11 protein-coding genes and 1 pseudogene are annotated in these 18,533 nt (G+C 38.1%); 7 read left to right on the forward strand and 5 right to left on the reverse strand.

The window, feature by feature from the left end; all coding sequences use genetic code 11:
• Positions 1-246: 246 nt before the first annotated feature.
• The 4 genes from LB465_RS04710 to LB465_RS04725 all read right to left on the reverse strand — a co-directional run bounded on the left by LB465_RS04710 (position 247) and on the right by LB465_RS04725 (position 7,148).
• Positions 247-1,773 (reverse strand): rhamnogalacturonan acetylesterase, encoded by a 1,527-nt coding sequence (locus LB465_RS04710; protein WP_224467590.1) that lies wholly within the window; start codon positions 1,771-1,773, stop codon positions 247-249.
• A gap of 11 nt (positions 1,774-1,784) precedes the next feature.
• On the reverse strand, positions 1,785-4,637 hold the full coding sequence (locus tag LB465_RS04715; RefSeq protein WP_224467592.1) for a glycoside hydrolase family 2 TIM barrel-domain containing protein: 2,853 nt from the start codon (positions 4,635-4,637) through the stop codon (positions 1,785-1,787).
• 57 nt (positions 4,638-4,694) lie between these two features.
• A complete protein-coding gene (locus LB465_RS04720) occupies positions 4,695-5,990 on the reverse strand; it encodes a rhamnogalacturonan acetylesterase (protein WP_224467593.1) in 1,296 nt (431 codons plus the stop codon).
• 111 nt (positions 5,991-6,101) lie between these two features.
• Positions 6,102-7,148 carry a GntR family transcriptional regulator gene (locus LB465_RS04725; protein ID WP_224467596.1) on the reverse strand — a complete coding sequence of 349 codons (1,047 nt, stop codon included), beginning with the start codon at positions 7,146-7,148 and terminating at the stop codon, positions 6,102-6,104.
• Between the two features lie 182 nt (positions 7,149-7,330).
• Here LB465_RS04725 and LB465_RS04730 point away from each other — a divergent pair, with 182 nt between their 5' ends.
• The 7 genes from LB465_RS04730 to LB465_RS04760 all read left to right on the forward strand — a co-directional run bounded on the left by LB465_RS04730 (position 7,331) and on the right by LB465_RS04760 (position 18,114).
• Positions 7,331-9,427 (forward strand): bifunctional aldolase/short-chain dehydrogenase, encoded by a 2,097-nt coding sequence (locus LB465_RS04730; RefSeq protein ID WP_224467598.1) that lies wholly within the window; start codon positions 7,331-7,333, stop codon positions 9,425-9,427.
• Between the two features lie 74 nt (positions 9,428-9,501).
• Positions 9,502-10,782 carry a TIM barrel protein gene (locus LB465_RS04735; RefSeq protein WP_224467601.1) on the forward strand — a complete coding sequence of 427 codons (1,281 nt, stop codon included), beginning with the start codon at positions 9,502-9,504 and terminating at the stop codon, positions 10,780-10,782.
• A 12-nt stretch (positions 10,783-10,794) separates the two neighbouring features.
• Positions 10,795-12,183, forward strand: a complete 1,389-nt coding sequence (locus LB465_RS04740; protein ID WP_224467603.1) for an FGGY-family carbohydrate kinase — start codon at positions 10,795-10,797, stop codon at positions 12,181-12,183.
• Between the two features lie 5 nt (positions 12,184-12,188).
• On the forward strand, positions 12,189-13,337 hold the full coding sequence (locus LB465_RS04745; protein WP_224467605.1) for an alpha-hydroxy acid oxidase: 1,149 nt from the start codon (positions 12,189-12,191) through the stop codon (positions 13,335-13,337).
• A gap of 123 nt (positions 13,338-13,460) precedes the next feature.
• Positions 13,461-14,861, forward strand: a complete 1,401-nt coding sequence (locus LB465_RS04750; protein WP_224467608.1) for a purine-cytosine permease family protein — start codon at positions 13,461-13,463, stop codon at positions 14,859-14,861.
• A gap of 133 nt (positions 14,862-14,994) precedes the next feature.
• Positions 14,995-16,479 carry a glycoside hydrolase family 28 protein gene (locus LB465_RS04755; RefSeq protein ID WP_224467610.1) on the forward strand — a complete coding sequence of 495 codons (1,485 nt, stop codon included), beginning with the start codon at positions 14,995-14,997 and terminating at the stop codon, positions 16,477-16,479.
• A gap of 723 nt (positions 16,480-17,202) precedes the next feature.
• Entirely contained in the window at positions 17,203-18,114 is a 912-nt protein-coding gene (locus tag LB465_RS04760; RefSeq protein ID WP_224467613.1) for a receptor L domain-containing protein, read from the forward strand.
• Here LB465_RS04760 and LB465_RS04765 read toward each other — a convergent pair.
• Positions 18,082-18,533: pseudogene (locus tag LB465_RS04765) on the reverse strand (IS4-like element ISSysp3 family transposase); the annotation flags it as partial. The gene LB465_RS04760 and the pseudogene LB465_RS04765 overlap by 33 nt on opposite strands.

An 18,533-nucleotide genomic window follows, 5' to 3' on the forward strand; every position in this document is an offset into this window, starting at 1 on the left:
GCAGGATTTATCATTAAATCATGATTTCTCCGCTACCGGGAAATCACCTGCTTTCACTTTCCAATCAGGATTGAAGCGATACGCCTCTCTTAAAACCGGGAGGGATAGGAAATAATATAAAAAACACTCTATAGGATTTTATATGAAATAGTTTTCTAGTGTTTTGAACTATTAAACATACTAATTAAGTTAATTATGAAATGAGAAAATTTAATTTTAGATTAAATGAATATTGTGAGTTAAAAATTATTCTATATCCTTTGGAATATATATGTAATCCCTTAGATTAATCTTCTTATTTTGTTTAAGTAATTCGGCTATAAAGAGTGCATTCAATTCCGCACCTTCCATATTGGTATGCGTATGGTCTTTTGGGAAAAATTCAGCTACTTTCTCAGGCCCCATTTCTTCATATTTTCTAGCGATAGAATCATTTAGGTCAATAAAAATCGCATCTTCCTGGTTAGCGGCTTCTTTAGCCCATTTTCCATAAGTGTTATCAACACGTTCTACCTTTCCGTTATTCCATTTGTTGCGGGGAATATGGCTAAATACAATTGGAGTAGCACCTTGCTCTTTAGCTTCGCTAATGTATTTTTTCATATACCATCCATATGTATGAACTTCTTCCTTTGAGCCATCGGGTTTTGGAACCTCCTGTATAGAGTCGCTCATTCCTTTTAATGAGGCTCTGTGTTTAGGTTTGATTACATCCCCGCCGTCATTGTGGCCAAACTGCATCAATACAAAATCGCCTTCCTCAATACTGTCTTTTACTGCTTCCCACAAGCCTTCATTCCTAAAGGTACGGCTGCTTCTGCCTCCGCGTGCCTTGTTGATTACATTAACCCTTGTAGTGTCAAAATATTTTTGAATAGGCACTCCCCAGCCTACTGCCTCTTCGTCGTTGTTATTGGCAACTGTAGAGTCGCCGATAAGGAAGACGTTCCTTTTAGAGGGCAGGCTTATTTGAGGATCTTCAACAACAAAGTTTTTTAAAGAATTATCACTTTCTTTTATTCCTTCAACTACAAGTGAAGCAGCAAGTACAGCTCCTTTGGCAGAGGTGTGTGTATGGTCACGCTCGTAAAAAAGATTGCCAGTAACTTTTAGCTGTCCCTGGTGCTCCATAGCTTTTGCCATCTTATCATTCAGGTCAATGAAAGTCACATTTTCTTCTTCAGCTACCTGTTGTGCCCAACCACCATATGATTGGTCATTCCGCGGTACACTTCCGTTCTCCCAGTTGTTCCTTGGTATAGGAGACATCACAATGGGTATGGCTCCTTGCTCTTTGGCATCCTTTATTAATTTCCGGATATACCAGCCGTAGGAATGAACAATTTCGTGTTTCCCGGTTAGCATATTATCAATTTCTTCTGTTTCATCTCCCACACCTCCTATAGTTCCCCTGGCACGGAAATCATCATTAACAGGACCCGCATCATTATGACCAAACTGAATTAAAACATAATCTCCTTTCTTTAAACTGTCTTTCACCGGCTGCCATAATCCTTTGCTTTGAAAGGTGCGGCTACTGGTGCCTCCTAAAGCATGATTTTCCACATCTACTTTGGTGATGTCGAGGAACTGACCTATATAATCGCCCCAGCCCCATAATCCGCCGGCCCCATCACCCTGTCCATTTTTTACAGTGGAATCACCCACTAAGTAAACGCTGGGTTTTTGTTCTTCTGAATCGTTATTGTTGCAGCCTATCAATAAAATAACTGAAACAAAAACTAGCAGGAAATAGGTTTTTAAACTATTCATTTTTTCTAATTTTATTCCTGATTTTTTCTAAAATCGAACCACAATTTCATAGTAATTCCGTCATCTCCTTTTTTAATGCGGATATTGGTGGGCTGACTGCTTGGTCCCTGATGATCCAGCGGTTTAAAAGCTCGCATGCCGGGAATTTCATACATAAATGAAATATCGCCTTCCGGAAATTCTGGCTGGGGGTGTACATTGGAAACCGCATGTTCAGGCTCAGCAGGAGTGAATAAGCGCAGGAACATCTTATCATTCTCACTAAAAACCCTGAAACTATTATCACCGGCATCTAAAAATCCTGCCAGGAAGTTGGCGTGATATCCTTTGAATTCAGGGTAAACGAGGTTCTCAAAACTTTCACCGGTAATGGTGTTGTTATAATCTTTTTGCCAAATGGAATATTCGGTTCCTTTCATTCGGTTTTTCCAAACTCGATATGGTCCTTTTCCAAACCATTTAAAACCTTCAACCCCTTCTTCTGGGAAATCGAAAGTAATCCCGAATTTATCGATATTTCCCTCATAGAAGGCTCCGTCAAAACCATCGCCTCCTCTTGCATTTGTTAGGGCGGTCATATGCATATGTAAGCGACCGTCTGGGTACATCGTCCAAAGAATACTCTCTATGCCTCCGCCGTAATTGGCTTTAAAAATTGCTTTATCGTCATCCTTGCTAATTTGGAAGTCTTGAAATTCGGCCTTCATTCCTATTGGTCTTGGACCATTTTGAAAAGGAATTTCATCCTCATTGTTAGAGACTGAAGTTATTAGACCAGAATTTTTGTCAAAACTTACTTTTACATCACCTCCAGAAAGGGTAATGCTGTTTCCATTTTCCTTAGCAGAAGCAGCCTGGCTGTTCTCTTCTTCCAGTAAAAATTTATCGGCGAAATAATCTGCGCGGTGAATAGGCCAGGTCCAGGTGTAAATTTCTCTTTCGTGTTGATCCCAGGCCGTAATTTCCAGCCAGTCACCTTCAAAGAAATTATCACCAGGCTCAAATTTAATTTTTCGTGTTTCTCCCGGTACCGCATCTGGTAAGCTTATTTCTCCGGAAGCAATCTCGTTAGCTTCTGAATCACTATAAAGTACATCTTCCGGGGCTTTCATTACCCGGTATTTCATCTTGGCAGAATTAAGATTGCTAAAAAGGAAGTCGTTTTCTACTAAAAATGAACCGTCAAATGCTTCCGAAATTAAGCGGGGTTCAAACTGAATGGGTGCCCAAACTTCTTTAATGGTATAAAAACTTCCTTCTTTTTGACGGTGCGGTCCTAAAATTCCATCGGCTGCGAGATTTCCCTTAGAATCGTATTTCCTTTCGTCTTCCCAATCGCTTCTTATTACGGCATTATCACTAAAATCCCATATAAATCCACCGGCGAACAGGGGGCTTTCTTTATATTTATTCCAGAAATCATCTAAACCAGCACCGTGACCGTTATCGTAGGTGCCGTGCATAAATTCGGTAGGAAAAAAGACATTTTCTCCAGACCCGAATCGATGCACCCCGGTTTGGTAAGTGGGGTAGTGGTGGGTATCCCAGCCGTTAAAATCGGCCCAGGGATGAATGACTATTCTTTTTTGAGGATCATAATCATGAAAAACCGAATCCAGTTCATAATTCCAGCCTCCTTCATTTCCCTGGTCCCAGATAATAACTGAAGCGCTATTTACGTCCCTTTTTACGGTTTCTTTCACTAGTTGACTTCCAGTTTCAGTGTCATAGGGATTTTGCCAGCCGGCGAGCTCATTTAAAACGAAAAGTCCTAAAGAATCAGCCACTTCCATAAAATGCTTATCGGCAGGGTAATGAAAACGAACGGCGTTCATATTCATATCCTTAATAAGGTTTACGTCCATTACACTAATACGTTTACTGGTGCTGCGACCCGATTCAGGCCATAGACTATGTCGGTTGACTCCTTTCATCAATATCTTTGTGCCATTTACGTAAATACCATCTTTCTTCCTGAATTCGAGTGTTCTAAACCCGATACGATCTGAAGTTTCATGTAAGGTTTTTCCATTTTGAACGAGTTTAAGATGGAGATTATACAAGTTTGGATCTTCAGGATCCCAGGGTTTTACGTTATCCCATTTCGCTTTAATTGTTTCTGCTTTAGCGTTTTCGGAAATTGGAAAGCTGAAGGTTTTAAATTCCTGGATTTGTTCGCCTACAGGGGAAATTGTAGCTTCAACTATAGTGTTTTTTGGTACATTATTTAAGTCCAGTTCAGCGGTTAAAGAACCATCCATTTTAGCATCTACGGCAAAATGATCTATATGAGAATTTGGATAAACCTCCAACCAAACCGGCCTGTAAATTCCTCCAAACAACCACCAGTCGGCTTTTCGTTCAGCATTGTTTACTGTAGGATTTGCCGAATGCTTCCATACGTGAACCTCCAGCAGATTTTCTTCTCCATATTTTAAAAAATCAGTAATATCATATTCAAATTGGTAAAAACCTCCCTGGTGTTTAGGGCCTACCACTTCACCATTGATCTTAACTTCGGTATCGGTCATAGCACCACCAAAAACAATTTTAATGGTCTTACCCTCGTCTTCCCCGGCAACTTCAAACTCATATTTATAAAAGCCTTCCTCTTTACTGGGCTCCTCCAGGTTCAATTCTTTATACCAACGACCGTAGGTATAAGTACCAAATCCTTCTACCTCCCATTGGGAAGGTACTTTGATGCTACTCCATTTGTTACTTTTTCTTCCGTCGCTTACCTTAAAATGCCATTCTTTTGGATCTTCAAAGCTTTTGCCTGAAAGGTAAATTTTTTGGGTTTCCTGAGCTTTGGTTTGAAAAAAACCAAGTAAGACAAGAGCTAGTAATAATTGTTTTTTCATCTATTTAAAATTCATAAGCCATTTCTTATCGGTTCTTAATGGCTTTTGGTTGTTAAATTAATTTCCTTCTGGTTTGGTGCTCTCAAAACGTGAACTTCCGGGTAGGTTCCAGTCTGAAAAATTATTAGGGTTATTTGGGTCATAACGAGGGATTTCTTCCCTGATTTGGTTTTTTAATTCTAAATCAGAATTTCTTATTTCCTCAATTATCGCAAGTGCAATCTCATTAGCTCCAAATACATTGAAGTGAGTATTATCAGCCAAAGCCTTATCCTGCCCTGGAAAAGTATTGGCAGGATAATGTACCAGAGCATTTTTTGATTCTTCTGCGCCCCAGGCTTCGTACATTTTTGTAGTAATTGTAGTAAGGTCTATAAGAGGCACATCTAGTTCTTTAGCTACTTTACGCATCGCGTCCGGAAAATCACCATGAGTAGGCTCTAATTTTCCATCAGGATTAAAATGACGACGTTGTGTGGGAGTAAGCAATACCGGTATTCCGCCTTTTTTTCGGGCTACGGTTACGTATTCTTTAAGAAGTTGCGCATACAGGCCATAAGCGCCGTTTCCTTTGCCTTTTATTTTTTCGTCATTGTGGCCAAATTCAATAAATAGGTAATCACCCTTTTGCATATTATACATTATTTTTTTTAACCTATTTCTTCCTTTAAAAGAACCAAGCGATTCTCCTGAGGCTGCATAATTGGCTACCACTATTTCTGATGAAAAAAATTGAGTTATCATTTGACCCCAGGATGCCCAGGGCTCCACATCCTGATCTGTGACCGTAGAATCCCCTGCAAGGAAAATACTTTTGTAAGCTTCTGCCGGTTTAATACGTAGAGCCCTTACGGCAACTGTTCCTGAAAACTCAAGTGTTAGTTTTTGATCCCAGTTTAAATCATCTTCTTCGCGTGATTTAAGATTTATTGATTCTTCAGGGGAAATTTTAATCCCTCTTAGGTTTACTGTAAATATTTCGGTTTTTGTGTCTCCTTTTTGTACAGGAATATGGCGATGCATTAACCGTCGTGACTCAGCTTTTATAGTTGTTTCTGAAGACCTTTTGTTACTACCTAAATCAACTTCAATGGTATAATTTCCTTCAGGAAGCTTTATTGAAAAATAAGAAGGGTTAGTAGAGGTAAACGCATTTTTTTCAAAAGTTATGTTTTCTGAAGCATCAAAACCGAAGCCATAACCTCTTTCTACATTGTAAGAAACCGGGGATGTGATTTGTATTTCCTTAGACGATTTTTCCAAACCGAAATCAAATGTTTTAATTTCAGATTGACTAAAAACTATTGAGAGGTTCAGAGATAATAAGAGAATAGTAAAAGTAAAATCTTTCATCTAAGACTGATTAAATTTTGGTAACCAGCCTAAAATTAACTTAAAGTAACACTAGCACTATCCTGTACTGTTATGTGGTCTTTATATCAAATTCCAAAAGAAAAAGGATAGCTAAACAGAATTACGTTCAATATATTTAAAAACGTTTTTTACCTTTTCTTTTTTATTTTTTAAAAGCATATAAGCAGCAGATTCTCCCATCACTTTAAAATCGGTACTGATTACTGTAATTCCCAATAATTCCTTCAATGGTGTTTCATTGTAAGATATTATTCCAATGTCCCTTCCCAGTACCAAGTTCTTTTTTCTAACCTGGCGCACTAAGTTTACCAAATCCCTTTCCTGAATGGTAATATATACGTCTTTACTTTGAAGATCCATTTCGTCGTATATTTCATCTAGAATTTCAAAATCCAGATTATGTTCCCAGCAGAATTGCTGAAAACCGTGCAATATACGGCGGGGATAGGGATTAGCGCTCTTGTTGGGATAAACAAGGATTATTTTATCGTATTTTTTTATTCTCTCTAGACCCTCGTTTAAAGCTTTATAAATATCGTTTTGAAAATCCTGATAAATAGCACCATAGTTACCGGAAATCCCGGGTTTGGTATTATCTAACATAATAAGTTTGTCTTTCGGAATTTGTTCCAAAACCTTAATTACATTCTCCGTATAGCTGACGTGATTAGAATTTTCGTCTCTGAAATGAGGCATAATTACATAATAATCGTAAGCACCCATATTTCTTTCCAGGGATTTTATAAATAAAGATTCATCACAATGGTAAATAAACATATTCACGTGTCCATTTACCCCTATGGTATCTACGAAAGAATTGTAAATGATCATTTTATAAGTGCTGGGCTTATTAACCAGGAAAAAAATATTTACTTTAGAAATAAGATCTGTCTTGGCTGTATAATAGCCTTTCCCTTTAACCGAGATAATAACCTTGCGTTCTTTTAACTGTTTATATGCTTTTTCGACTGTGTCTCGAGAGAGGTAACAGGTTTCGCTTAACTCATTAATTGAGGGAATTTTTTCTCCTACCTGCAAATTTCCTTTAGAAATATCCGAAATAATAGAATCCACAATTTGTTTGTATTTTGGGATACGGGATTTTTCATTTATTTGTATTTGAAAGGTCTCAGCCATTTAAATTTATTAAGGAAAAACATTTAAGGTAATCGATTACACAATATTAAGCTTAATTTGTGAGAAATAAAAGATAGTAATCGCTAAAAATCTGAGATGTTGATATAGCAGTACACTACAGGATACTAACCCAAAGTTTATAAATTACATTTGAAATATTAATGTTAATTTTTGGAATAATCATGGAAAAAACTTTTAAATACGTAGACTATCTCTGGGACGAGAAACAAGCTACAGACCTGGGCGATGACCAGGTCTCATTATTTCTTTACAGATCTAATATCCTGGGTGCAGATTTGAGAATTACCAATTACGGTGGTGGGAACACCAGTTGCAAAACAATAGAGAAAGATCCTTTAACCAATGAGGATGTAGAAGTAATGTGGGTGAAGGGGTCTGGTGGAGACATCGGCACTTTAACCAGAGAAGGTATTGCGGGATTATATACCGATAGATTGCGAAACCTCAAGAATGTCTATAAAGGTATTGAGGATGAAGACCGTATGGTCGGCCTTTTTAACCATTGTATTTACGATTTAAACAGTAAAGCTCCTTCCATTGATACTCCTTTGCATGGTCTTCTACCATTTAAGCATATAGACCACCTTCATCCCGATGCACTTATTGCAGTGGCAGCGGCCAAAGATAGTGAGAAAGTGACCAAAGAAATCTGGGGAGACACTATGGGTTGGGTTCCCTGGCAACGTCCCGGATTTGAACTTGGCCTTATGCTAGAAAAATGTCTGGAAGAAAATCCCGGAATCCGAGGAATTGTTTTGGGAAGTCACGGACTTTTTACTTGGGGAGATACTTCTTATGATTGTTATATAAATAGTCTGGAAGTTATTGAAACAGCTTCAGAATATATAGAGAATAAAATAAAAGAGCAGGGGGAAGTTTTTGGAGGAAAGAAAATAGATAGTCTTGTTTCTTCTGAAAGAAAGGAAAAAGCAGCAGAGCTAATGCCGTTGCTTCGCGGTTTGGCCTCTTCAGAGAATAGAATGATCGGGCATTTTACCGATAGTGATACCGTACTGGAATATATTAACAGTAATGATCTTAAAAGATTGGCACCGATGGGAACCTCCTGTCCAGATCACTTTTTACGAACAAAAATTCAACCTTTAATTTTAAAATTGGACCCTTCGGAAGATCTCTCAGACCCGGAAGCAGTTCTTAAAAAATTAGAACCCGATTTTGATCAATATCGTAAGGAATATAAAGCTTATTACGAGAACTGTAAGCACGATAATAGTCCTGCGATGCGAGATCCCAACCCGGTAATAATTATTTACCCGGGAGTTGGAATGTTTAGCTTCGCTAAGAATAAACAAACAGCGAGAGTTGCCAGCGAATTTTATGTGAACGCAATAAATGTAATGCGCGGTGCAGAGGCTATAACTGAATATACTTCCCTGCCTCGTCAGGAAGCATTTGATATTGAATACTGGCTTCTGGAAGAAGCAAAATTGCAACGAATGCCAGCCGAGCAACCACTTTCTAGAAGAGTTGCTATTGTAACAGGAGCAGCTGGTGGTATTGGTAAGGCAATAGCCGATAAAATGGTAGCCGAAGGCGCAAATGTAGTGTTAACCGATATTACCAAAGAATCTCTAGAAGAGGCTGTTAAGACTTATAAAAAAGACCAGGTGAGCGGTGTGGTTTGCGATGTGACCGACGAAGCTTCAATAATTGCTGCTTATAAAGAGGCTAGTTTATCCTTTGGTGGAGTAGATATTATTGTACACTCTGCCGGTTTGGCAATCTCAAAATCTTTAGAAGATACTAGTATGAAGGACTGGAATTTGCTTCAGGATGTGTTAGTTAAAGGTCAGTTTTTAATGGCACAACACGGGGCATCGGTAATGAAAAAGCAAGGATTAGGCGGTGATATTATAAATATTGCCAGTAAAAACGGAATTGCATCCGGGCCTAATAACGTAGGTTATGGTACTGCAAAAGCCGCTCAGCAACATATGTCTAGACTATTGGCAGCAGAATTGGGGCCTGATAAAATTAAAGTAAATATTGTTAATCCAGATGGAGTTATCGTTGGTAGTAAAATTTGGGAAGGAGCCTGGGCAGAAGGTCGTGCTAAAGCTCACGGTATAAAAGTAGAGGACCTGCCTAAGCACTATGCAAAGCGCAATTTGTTACAGGAAATTATTTTACCGGAAGATGTGGCAAACGGAGTTTTTGCCTGTATTGGAGTTCTTGATAAAAGCACCGGAAATACAATAAATGTAGATGGCGGAATGGCCAATGCCTTTGTGCGTTAAGAAAATAAATTAGCCTTAAGCCTCACAGGTTTTTATAAAGCTGTGAGGTTTTTTAATATAAACTCTGAGTGTATATGAAAATCACTACTGATAAAATATCAGATTTAAATAAAAACCAGAATGATCCCTATAGTTCAGAACTGGATTTTTTAAAAAATAAAGTTACCAAACAGGGGATTTCTGTAGAAGAAATAATTTCTAAAATTGCCGATTTCCAGGTGGCCATTCCAAGTTGGGCACTGGGTGCTGGAGGTACGCGTTTTGGAAGATTTTCTTATGGGGGCGAGCCTGCTTCTTTAGAACAAAAATTAGACGATATAGGTGTCTTACATGCACTTACCCAATCTGCGGGAGCGGTTTCTTTACATATTCCCTGGGATATTCCCAATGATGTAAAGGCCATAAAGGAAATAGCCCAAAGCCACGGGATTGTATTTGATGCAATGAATTCCAACACTTTTCAGGATCAACCTAATGCTAAAGAAACCTACAAATACGGTTCTTTAAGTGCCGTAAATAAAGCATCAAGGGATTATGCTATTCAGCATAATCTGGATGTAATCAAAATAGGTGAAGAGTTAGGATCAAAAAGCCTAACCGTTTGGCTCGCAGATGGCGCTAATTTTCCGGGACAGAATAATTTTCAGGAAAGCTTGCAAAATACCGAAAACAGTCTAAAAAGTATTTACAATAAAATGCCTGAAGACTGGAAAATGCTTATAGAATACAAACCTTACGAACCTAATTTTTACAGTACTGTAATCCAGGATTGGGGCACTTCTTTTATGCTTGCCAATGCGTGTGGCAACCGTGCTTTCACTTTAGTAGATCTGGGACACCACCTTCCCAATACCAATATTGAGCAAATTGTAGCTACTTTAATGCTGAAGGGAAAACTTGGCGGTTTTCATTTTAATGATAGTAAATATGGGGATGATGATATCACGGTTGGTTCCATAAAACCTTATGCCTTGTTCCTTATTTTTAATGAACTGGTCTATGGGATGGAAAACAATCCCCAAAACCCGGATTTAGCTTGGATGATAGATGCCAGTCACAATACTAAAGATCCCCTTGAAGATTTATTGCAATCCCTGGAAGCTATATTAATCGCTTATACCCAGGCACTTTTAGTAGATCAAAAAGCCTTGAAAGATGCTCAGCAGGAAAACGACGTGGTTACCTGCCAGGAGATTTTACAAAACGCTTATAGAACAGATGTTCGACCATTAATAAAAGTTGCCAGAGAAAAATCGGGTGCGGCTGTAAATCCGGTTAAAGCTTACCGTGACCTTCAGGTTAGAAATACATTAATTAAAGAAAGAGGAACGAAGACCAAGGCCACCGGACTTTAAAAAGGATTAGAGATGACTAAAACTAAAGTAACCGCTGTTTTCGATATTGGAAAAACCAATAAAAAATTCTTTCTTTTTGACAAAAAATATAAAGAGGTTTTTCGGGAGTATAAGCGTTTACCCGAGACTACGGACGAGGATGGCTATCCTGCGGAAGATCTGATGGCCCTTCAAAACTGGATGAAATCTATTTTTGAAGCTATTCTTGAGAAAGATGAATATAATGTAAAAGCAGTAAATTTTTCTTCCTATGGTGCCAGCTTTGTTCATTTAGATCACAACGGAAATGTACTGACTCCACTTTATAATTATACGAAATCGATTGAAAAATCGGTTTCCGAAGAATTTTATAAAAAATATGGAGACGAATTAGCTATTGCTACCCAAACGGCATCTCCACAGTCTGGATTTTTAAATTCAGGAATGCAATTGTACTGGCTTAAAAAAACAAAGCCCGAAATATTCAGTAGAATAAAATACAGTTTGCACCTTCCTCAGTATCTATCTTATTTGTTCACCGGGATTCCCGTAAGTGAATTTACGAGCATTGGTTGCCATACCAATTTATGGGATTATAATAAGAAAGATTATCATAATTGGGTTTATGAAGAAAATATAGATAGAATATTAGCTCCATTGGTGCCAACCTCGGCTAGTATGAATACTTCCTATAAAGGAAAAAAGTTAAAAATTGGAGTCGGGATACACGACAGTTCTTCAGCCTTGTTGCCTTATATTCTTAGTAAGAAGAAGCCATTTTTACTTTTATCAACAGGTACGTGGAGTATTGCCTTGAATCCTTTTAGCAAAGACGCAATTACCGAAGAAGACATAAAGCACAACTGTCTCAATTACCTTAGAGTAGATGGAAAACCGGTAAAAGCTTCCCGATTTTTTATGGGAAATGAATATCGCTTGCAGGTAGAAAAACTGGGTGAATATTATAAAAAAGAATATGGCTATCATCGCAATGTTAAATTTGATAAAGATCTTTATTTAAAGCTAATTGAAAAGCCCTCTATTTATTTTAAGTTTGAAGGTATTTCCCTTCAGCGTAAAAAAATAAATAAAACCGACCTGGAATCTTTTAAAACTTTTGAAGAAGCTTTTCATCAATTAATGATCGAATTAATGGAATTGCAAATCCAGACCATAAGAAAAGCTATTGGGAATTCAGAAATCAAAACTATATACATAGATGGTGGTTTTACAGATAATGATGTTTTTATGAAACTTATGTCTCACCATTTTAGTGAATTTAAAGTTTTATCTACCCAGTCTCCATTAGGTTCTGCCCTTGGTGCAGCTATGGTGATTTCAAATAAAAAAGTGAAAGCTTCCTTTTTAAAGGAGAACTACCGAATGAAGAAACTGGTTCCTTTATTACTCAATATAGAATAGAAAATATGGCTTTTCCCTTTAATACAGAATATCCTTCCATTGAATCTTTACGGGAGCGTGCAGAAAAAAGAATGCCGAGGTTTGCTTTTGAATACCTTGACGGCGGCTGTAATGAAAATATAAATATACGCCGTAATACAGATGAAATTCGGGAAATACAATTAAAGCCCCGCTATCTTAAAAATTATAATTCTTCAAAACTAGAAACCGAACTTTTCGGGATAAAATATGATGCACCGTTTGGGATTTCACCTATTGGCCTGCAAGGATTAATGTGGCCAAACGCTCCTGAAATCCTGGCAAAAGCCTCTTTAAAACACAATATTCCATTTATTTTAAGTACAGTAACCACCACAAGTATTGAGCGAGCAAGTGAGCTTACAGAAGGACGGGCGTGGTTTCAATTGTACCATCCTACAGAAGAATGGCTGCGTGATGATATTTTGAAAAGAGCTGAAGCTGCAGAAGTTCCGGTTTTAGTGATTCTGTGCGACGTGCCCACTTTTGGATACCGTCCAAAAGAAATCAGAAATGGTCTTGCAATGCCACCACAAATGAATTTTAGAAATATTCTGCAAGTGATGGGGAAACCGGCCTGGGCTGCCCAGACTTTAAAACACGGTGTTCCAAACTTTGCTACCATGAAACCTTATATGGAAAATGGAATGAGCATTAAACAACTGGGAAAATGGATGAATGCTACATTCTCAGGAAGACTTAATGAAGAAAAAATCAAGCCTTTGCGTGATATGTGGAAGGGTAAGCTGGTATTAAAAGGAGTAGTTTCAGATGAAGATGCTGAAGAAGCTATTCGCCTGGGATTTGATGGAATTATTGTTTCGAACCACGGGGGACGGCAACTGGATGCAGGAGAATCTACTATAAAACCTTTAGCTCATATTGCAGAAAAATATGGAGATAGAATAACTGTGATGATGGATAGCGGTATACGATCAGGCCCCGATATTGCAAGGGTTATGAGCAGTGGAGCTGATTTTAGCTTTTTAGGGCGGTCCTTTATGTATGGTGTTGGTGCATTGGGCGATGAAGGAGGAGATCATACCATTGCTATGCTTAAGATGCAACTACAACAAGTCTTGGAGCAGGTATGCTGTGAGAATGTAAAAGATTTACCGAACTATTTGGTAAAATAATATTTGAAAAATCAGGTCAATAATTATCCTGTTCTGGTCATTCTTCTCCTGACCGATATTAGAAATTAATTTAAAATTAGAAATAGGATTAACTAAGTCTAAAAGAAATAAAACCAATAAATAATGAGTGAAGCCCAGATAGAAACGGAAATATCAGGTGAATTTGAACGCCAGAGTGTGCCTCGATCCAAGTGGAAAGACTGGAAAAGTTTTTTGGGAATGTATGCAGGGGAACATGCTGCCGGAACCGAATTTGTTATTGGCCCCCTTTTCCTAACTACGGGTGTTAGCGCTTTTGATCTTATTGTTGGATTATTGATCGGTAATTTGTTGGCGGTTTTGAGTTGGCGATTCTTGACAGCTGAGATCGGCACTAAATTTCGGTATACTCTGTATTTCCATTTAGAAAAAATTTGCGGTACCCGTCTAGTGACTCTTTATAATCTTGCTAACGGTCTTCTTTTTTGTTTTCTGGCTGGTTCTATGATTACTATTTCTGCAACCGCCGTGGGTATTCCATTCGATATGCAAATGCCCCGTCTTACCGATACCATGCCCAATAGTATAACCTGGGTTATTATTGTTCTCTGTATAGGTGCAGTGATCTCAATTATTGCCGCCAAAGGCTACAATACTGTAGCAAAAGCTGCGAACTGGATGTCACCCATTATTGTTCTTGCGTTTATAGTTTGTGGAATTGTTGCTTTATATCAGCTCAATGTAAATAGCTTCTCTGATTTCTGGAATGTTTGGGGAGAAGGTAGTGAGCCATTCCCTGGCCAGATAAAATATACTTTCTGGCATGTAGTTCTCTGGTCCTGGTTTGCCAATGCAGCAATGCATATTGGAATGTCCGATCTTTCGGTATTCCGTTTTGCGGAAAAACCGAGTGTTGGCTGGACCACTGCGGGTGGAATTTACGTTGGGCACTATATTGCCTGGATAGCCGCCTGTTTATTGTATGCAGTGTACCTGCAATCTCCCGAAGCGCAGGTATTCGTAACTAATGGGGAAGCTCCCCCGGTTGCTCCTGGTCCTTTGGCTTATAACGCCATTGGGGTATTTGGGATTTTAGCGGTTATCCTGGCTGGATGGACTACTGCCAATCCGACGATTTATAGGGCCGGGCTCGCATTTCAGGCTATTATGCCGAAAGTATCAACTTTTTGGGTGACCATCACGGCTGGAGCAGTAGCTACAATAGCAGGTTTGTTCCCCGCATTTGCTATGAAATTGCTTGACTTTGTAGCTATTTATGGATTTATCCTTGCCCCGATTGGTGCTGTAATCGTTTTTGAATATTTCTTTGGAAGAAAGGCGGGTATACAAACTTTTTACGCTGAAAAGACAGGAATTAAATTCAACCAGGCAGTATTCTGGGCCTGGGCGGTAAGTTTTGGTGTTTTCTATACCCTGTCCATTCAATTTGATATTTTTCTTTCATTCTTAACCTTACCTGCCTGGATATCCTGCGGAATATTGTTTCTGCTGTTTAGTAAATGGTATCAGAAAAAAATAGCGTAGAAATTTTAAGTGTGTTTTTTATGCTAACCACCATTGGATCTCAATGGTGGTTTTTTTATTCAGGTATGTGCAGGATACCTTTTGAAACTAAAATTTAGAAATTGTTACTGTTTTGTTTAACCGAAAATCTATTATGAAATTTTATACTATTATTTTTAGTTTTTTCCTGTCAGTCGCGCTTTTATCATGCAAGAGTGAAGATAATTCTCAAAAAGAGGTAGAAGAAATTTCCAAAACTGCTGAACTTGAACCGGAGTGGATAAGCAAAGTAGGTGCTGAAGATTTTCAAACCAGGGATGAAATTTTTTATGTAAACGATTATGATGCTATTGATGACGGGTCAGCACTTACCACTGAAGCTATCCAAAAAGCAATTGATGAGTGTGCTAAAAACGGAGGTGGTACGGTAAGTTTCAGACCTGGAAAATATTTATCTGGATCGATTTTCATAAAGGAAGGAATAAGATTTAATATTCCTGAAGGGGTTGAAATTTTAGGAAGTGAAAGCATAGCAGATTATCCTGAAATTGACACCCGTATAGCTGGTGTAGAGATGCAGTGGCCTGCAGCTTTAATTAACGTGTTGGACCAGGAGAATGTAATTATAGAGGGCGATGGACTGGTCGATGGACAAGGGAAGGTGTATTGGGATTATTACTGGAATTTACGTGAGGAATATGAAGCAAAAGGCTTGCGCTCCATCGTAGACTACGATGCCAAACGTCCAAGGACTTTTTTAGTTCAGGAGTCCAAGAATGTCTTTTTAAAAGACCTTAATATTCAGCGAGCAGGTTTCTGGACTGTGCAGGTTCTTTATTCAGAATATATCACCGTCGATGGTTTAACCATTAGAAATAATATTGGGGGTCATGGTCCCAGTACCGATGGGGTAGATATAGACTCTTCAAAATGGATTTTAGTCCAAAACTGTGATGTTGACTGCAATGATGATAATTATTGCCTGAAAGCGGGTCGTGATTGGGACGGGCAAAGGGTTGACCGGTCTACGGAATACGTGGTAATTCGCGACTGTATTGCCCGAAGGGGCGCCGGACTATTCACCCTTGGTAGTGAAACTGCCGGAGATATTCGTCACGTGTTTGTTTCAAATGTTAAGGGCATAGGAACCTCAAACGGGTTAAATATAAAATCTGCAATGACCCGGGGTGGTACCGTGGAAGATATTTATTTGCAGGATATAGAAATGGATAGCGTAAGAACTTTTATCGAAGTTTCCATGAACTGGAATCCAAGTTACAGTTATACCAAACTCCCTGAAGGATATGATATAGATTCTGTGCCTGAGCGCTGGCAAACGCTTTTAAAGAAAGTAGAACCCAAGTCTAAAGGAATACCAACTTTCAAAAATATTTATCTTTCAAATATAGATGTGAAAGGAGTACAGCGGGCAATTAACGTTAATGGCCTGGAAGAATCCTATATCGATAATTTTTACCTGAATAACGTAAGTATTCAAGCTGAAACGGCTGGCCATATTTCATATAGCAGAAACTGGAATTTAGAAGATGTGACAATTAAAACCTTAGACAGTTCACGTGTAAAACTAAATCATACCTCAGGAATAAATTTTTCCGATGAGGTTTATGTGAATCCATAATCGATTTAAAACTTATGAGACTTTTATTCCATAAAAGTTTCTCTGCTATTAATGAGGTAAATATCTCTAAGTTGGCTTCTTTAGTAAGTCATGTGAATTTTATTTTTTTAAAATTTTATGCATATGGTTTTCCTTTAAAGCTTTACAATAGTTTGCTGATCAAATTAAGCTACCATTTGTTAGAGATCTGCAAAATCTAAAAAGGTGGATAGTTTAGTTTTTCCAATTAAAAATTAAGTGACTGAGCAAATTTCTTCTTAATTATCATCATTTAATGATTTAATATCAATTGATTCAAAACCATTATCTTAATGTTAAACCTTGTTAAAGGTGCCGAATTCGGTGAGTGCTAAAATAGGCGCTTCCGGAAGCCTTGTAAAATAAGGGTTTTCAAAAATAGTTCGAGTCTCGTCCAGACCGCAAAATTGCAAAAGCCTTTCAGAAATGAGAGGCTTTTTTTGTGGGTACATTTTTGCAAAATTGTGGAAACTCCCATATTTAGGGATCAAGCCTAATTGTTGTGTTTAAGCAAAAATTGTAGTTAATCTATATAAGAAGAATTCTACATTTTTCACTCCTCTAAACTGAGGGATCAAGCCTAATTGTTGTGTTTAAGCAAAAATTATGGTTAATCTGTACAGAATTATTCCCGGTAAGAAAATATTAACTTCTATAGGTAGAAGTTAATATTTTCTTAAATTCGCTCATCTAACTCTTTTCTGTTTGAAGCCTGTTTTTTTATTTCTGTGTTGTTTTTTAACATTAAATCTTGCCGCAGCCCAGTGTCCTACAGGGGATGTTCGGCTAAATGATCAGAATGAAGTAGAAGAATACCTTAACTCTTACCTTTCCTGTGAAACCATAACAGGAGATCTTTATATAGGCAGTGGGGTAATAGATCTTTCCCGTCTTACCGCAATAAAAAGAATAAAAGGTGATCTTATCATTGAAGGAGCTCAGATTACAGAATTTTCAAATTTTGATAATCTGGAATTTGTAGAGGGTAATTTGACTTTCAATGGACTCATCAAAGCAGATGAACTTAATGATTTTAATAACCTGAAGAAGATTGGTGGCAGTTTTACAATAACAAATTGGGAAAGTCTTAGTTATATAGATGCTTTTTATGCCCTGGAAGAAGTAAAAGGCGATTTTCTTATTACTGACAGTGGACTCATTTCTCTTATCGGATTTATGAAGCTTGAAATTGTCTATGGAGATTTTGAGTTGAGTGATTATCCACATGGGCTTGATGACTTTGCTAAATTACATAGTGTAGGAGGCGATTTTATTATACGCGATACCGGAATAAATTTTATTACTGGCTTCAACACTTTGACTTCTGTGGGAAGTTTGTCTCCTACCGGTGGAGATCTTATTATTTCCGGGAATATAGAACTGATTGAAATAAGTGGATTTAATAATCTAACCCATATCTACGGTTCCATGGTGATTGACAATAACGAAAACTTGCCCGATATTAAAGGGATAAGAAGCCTTAATGAACTCAATGGTACTTTGCAGATCACAGATAATCCTTTGCTAAATACCCTTGAGGGATTGCAAAGTCTATTATATGCAGGAGATCCCGCCTTGCAGGAGCTACCGTGTGTACACATCTTTTGCCAGTTCTAACCCTTCCATAATATAGTTGAACCTTTCCATTCCTCTTTTTAGAACGATTACTCCAGGTGGACCTTGAGATTGATACCCTTTCCATCCACCAAGCCTACCTAATATCCAAGCAGCCCAAGCCGTTTTATCAGGATCAAATCGGTTTTTAAGTTTCAGGGTTTTTCCCTGTATTTTAGTATTAAGTACTTTGAGCACACCTATTTGCTGATCATCAAAAACTTCAGTTATAGGTTGCCCGCCTTCAGGTCGCGCATAAGCTATATTCATTTGTAAGATTTTCAACAATGCAGTTATCTGCATAACCACTAATTTGCGTATCGCCCACCCACTCTCTAGTTCGGTTTCTTCGATTCCAAACCCCTGTTTTTTCAACAATCGGAACAGCTGCTCGATATACCATCGTGCGGAATAAAATTCGA

The organism is Salegentibacter lacus, assembly GCF_020164555.1.
GTDB lineage: Bacteria > Bacteroidota > Bacteroidia > Flavobacteriales > Flavobacteriaceae > Salegentibacter > Salegentibacter lacus.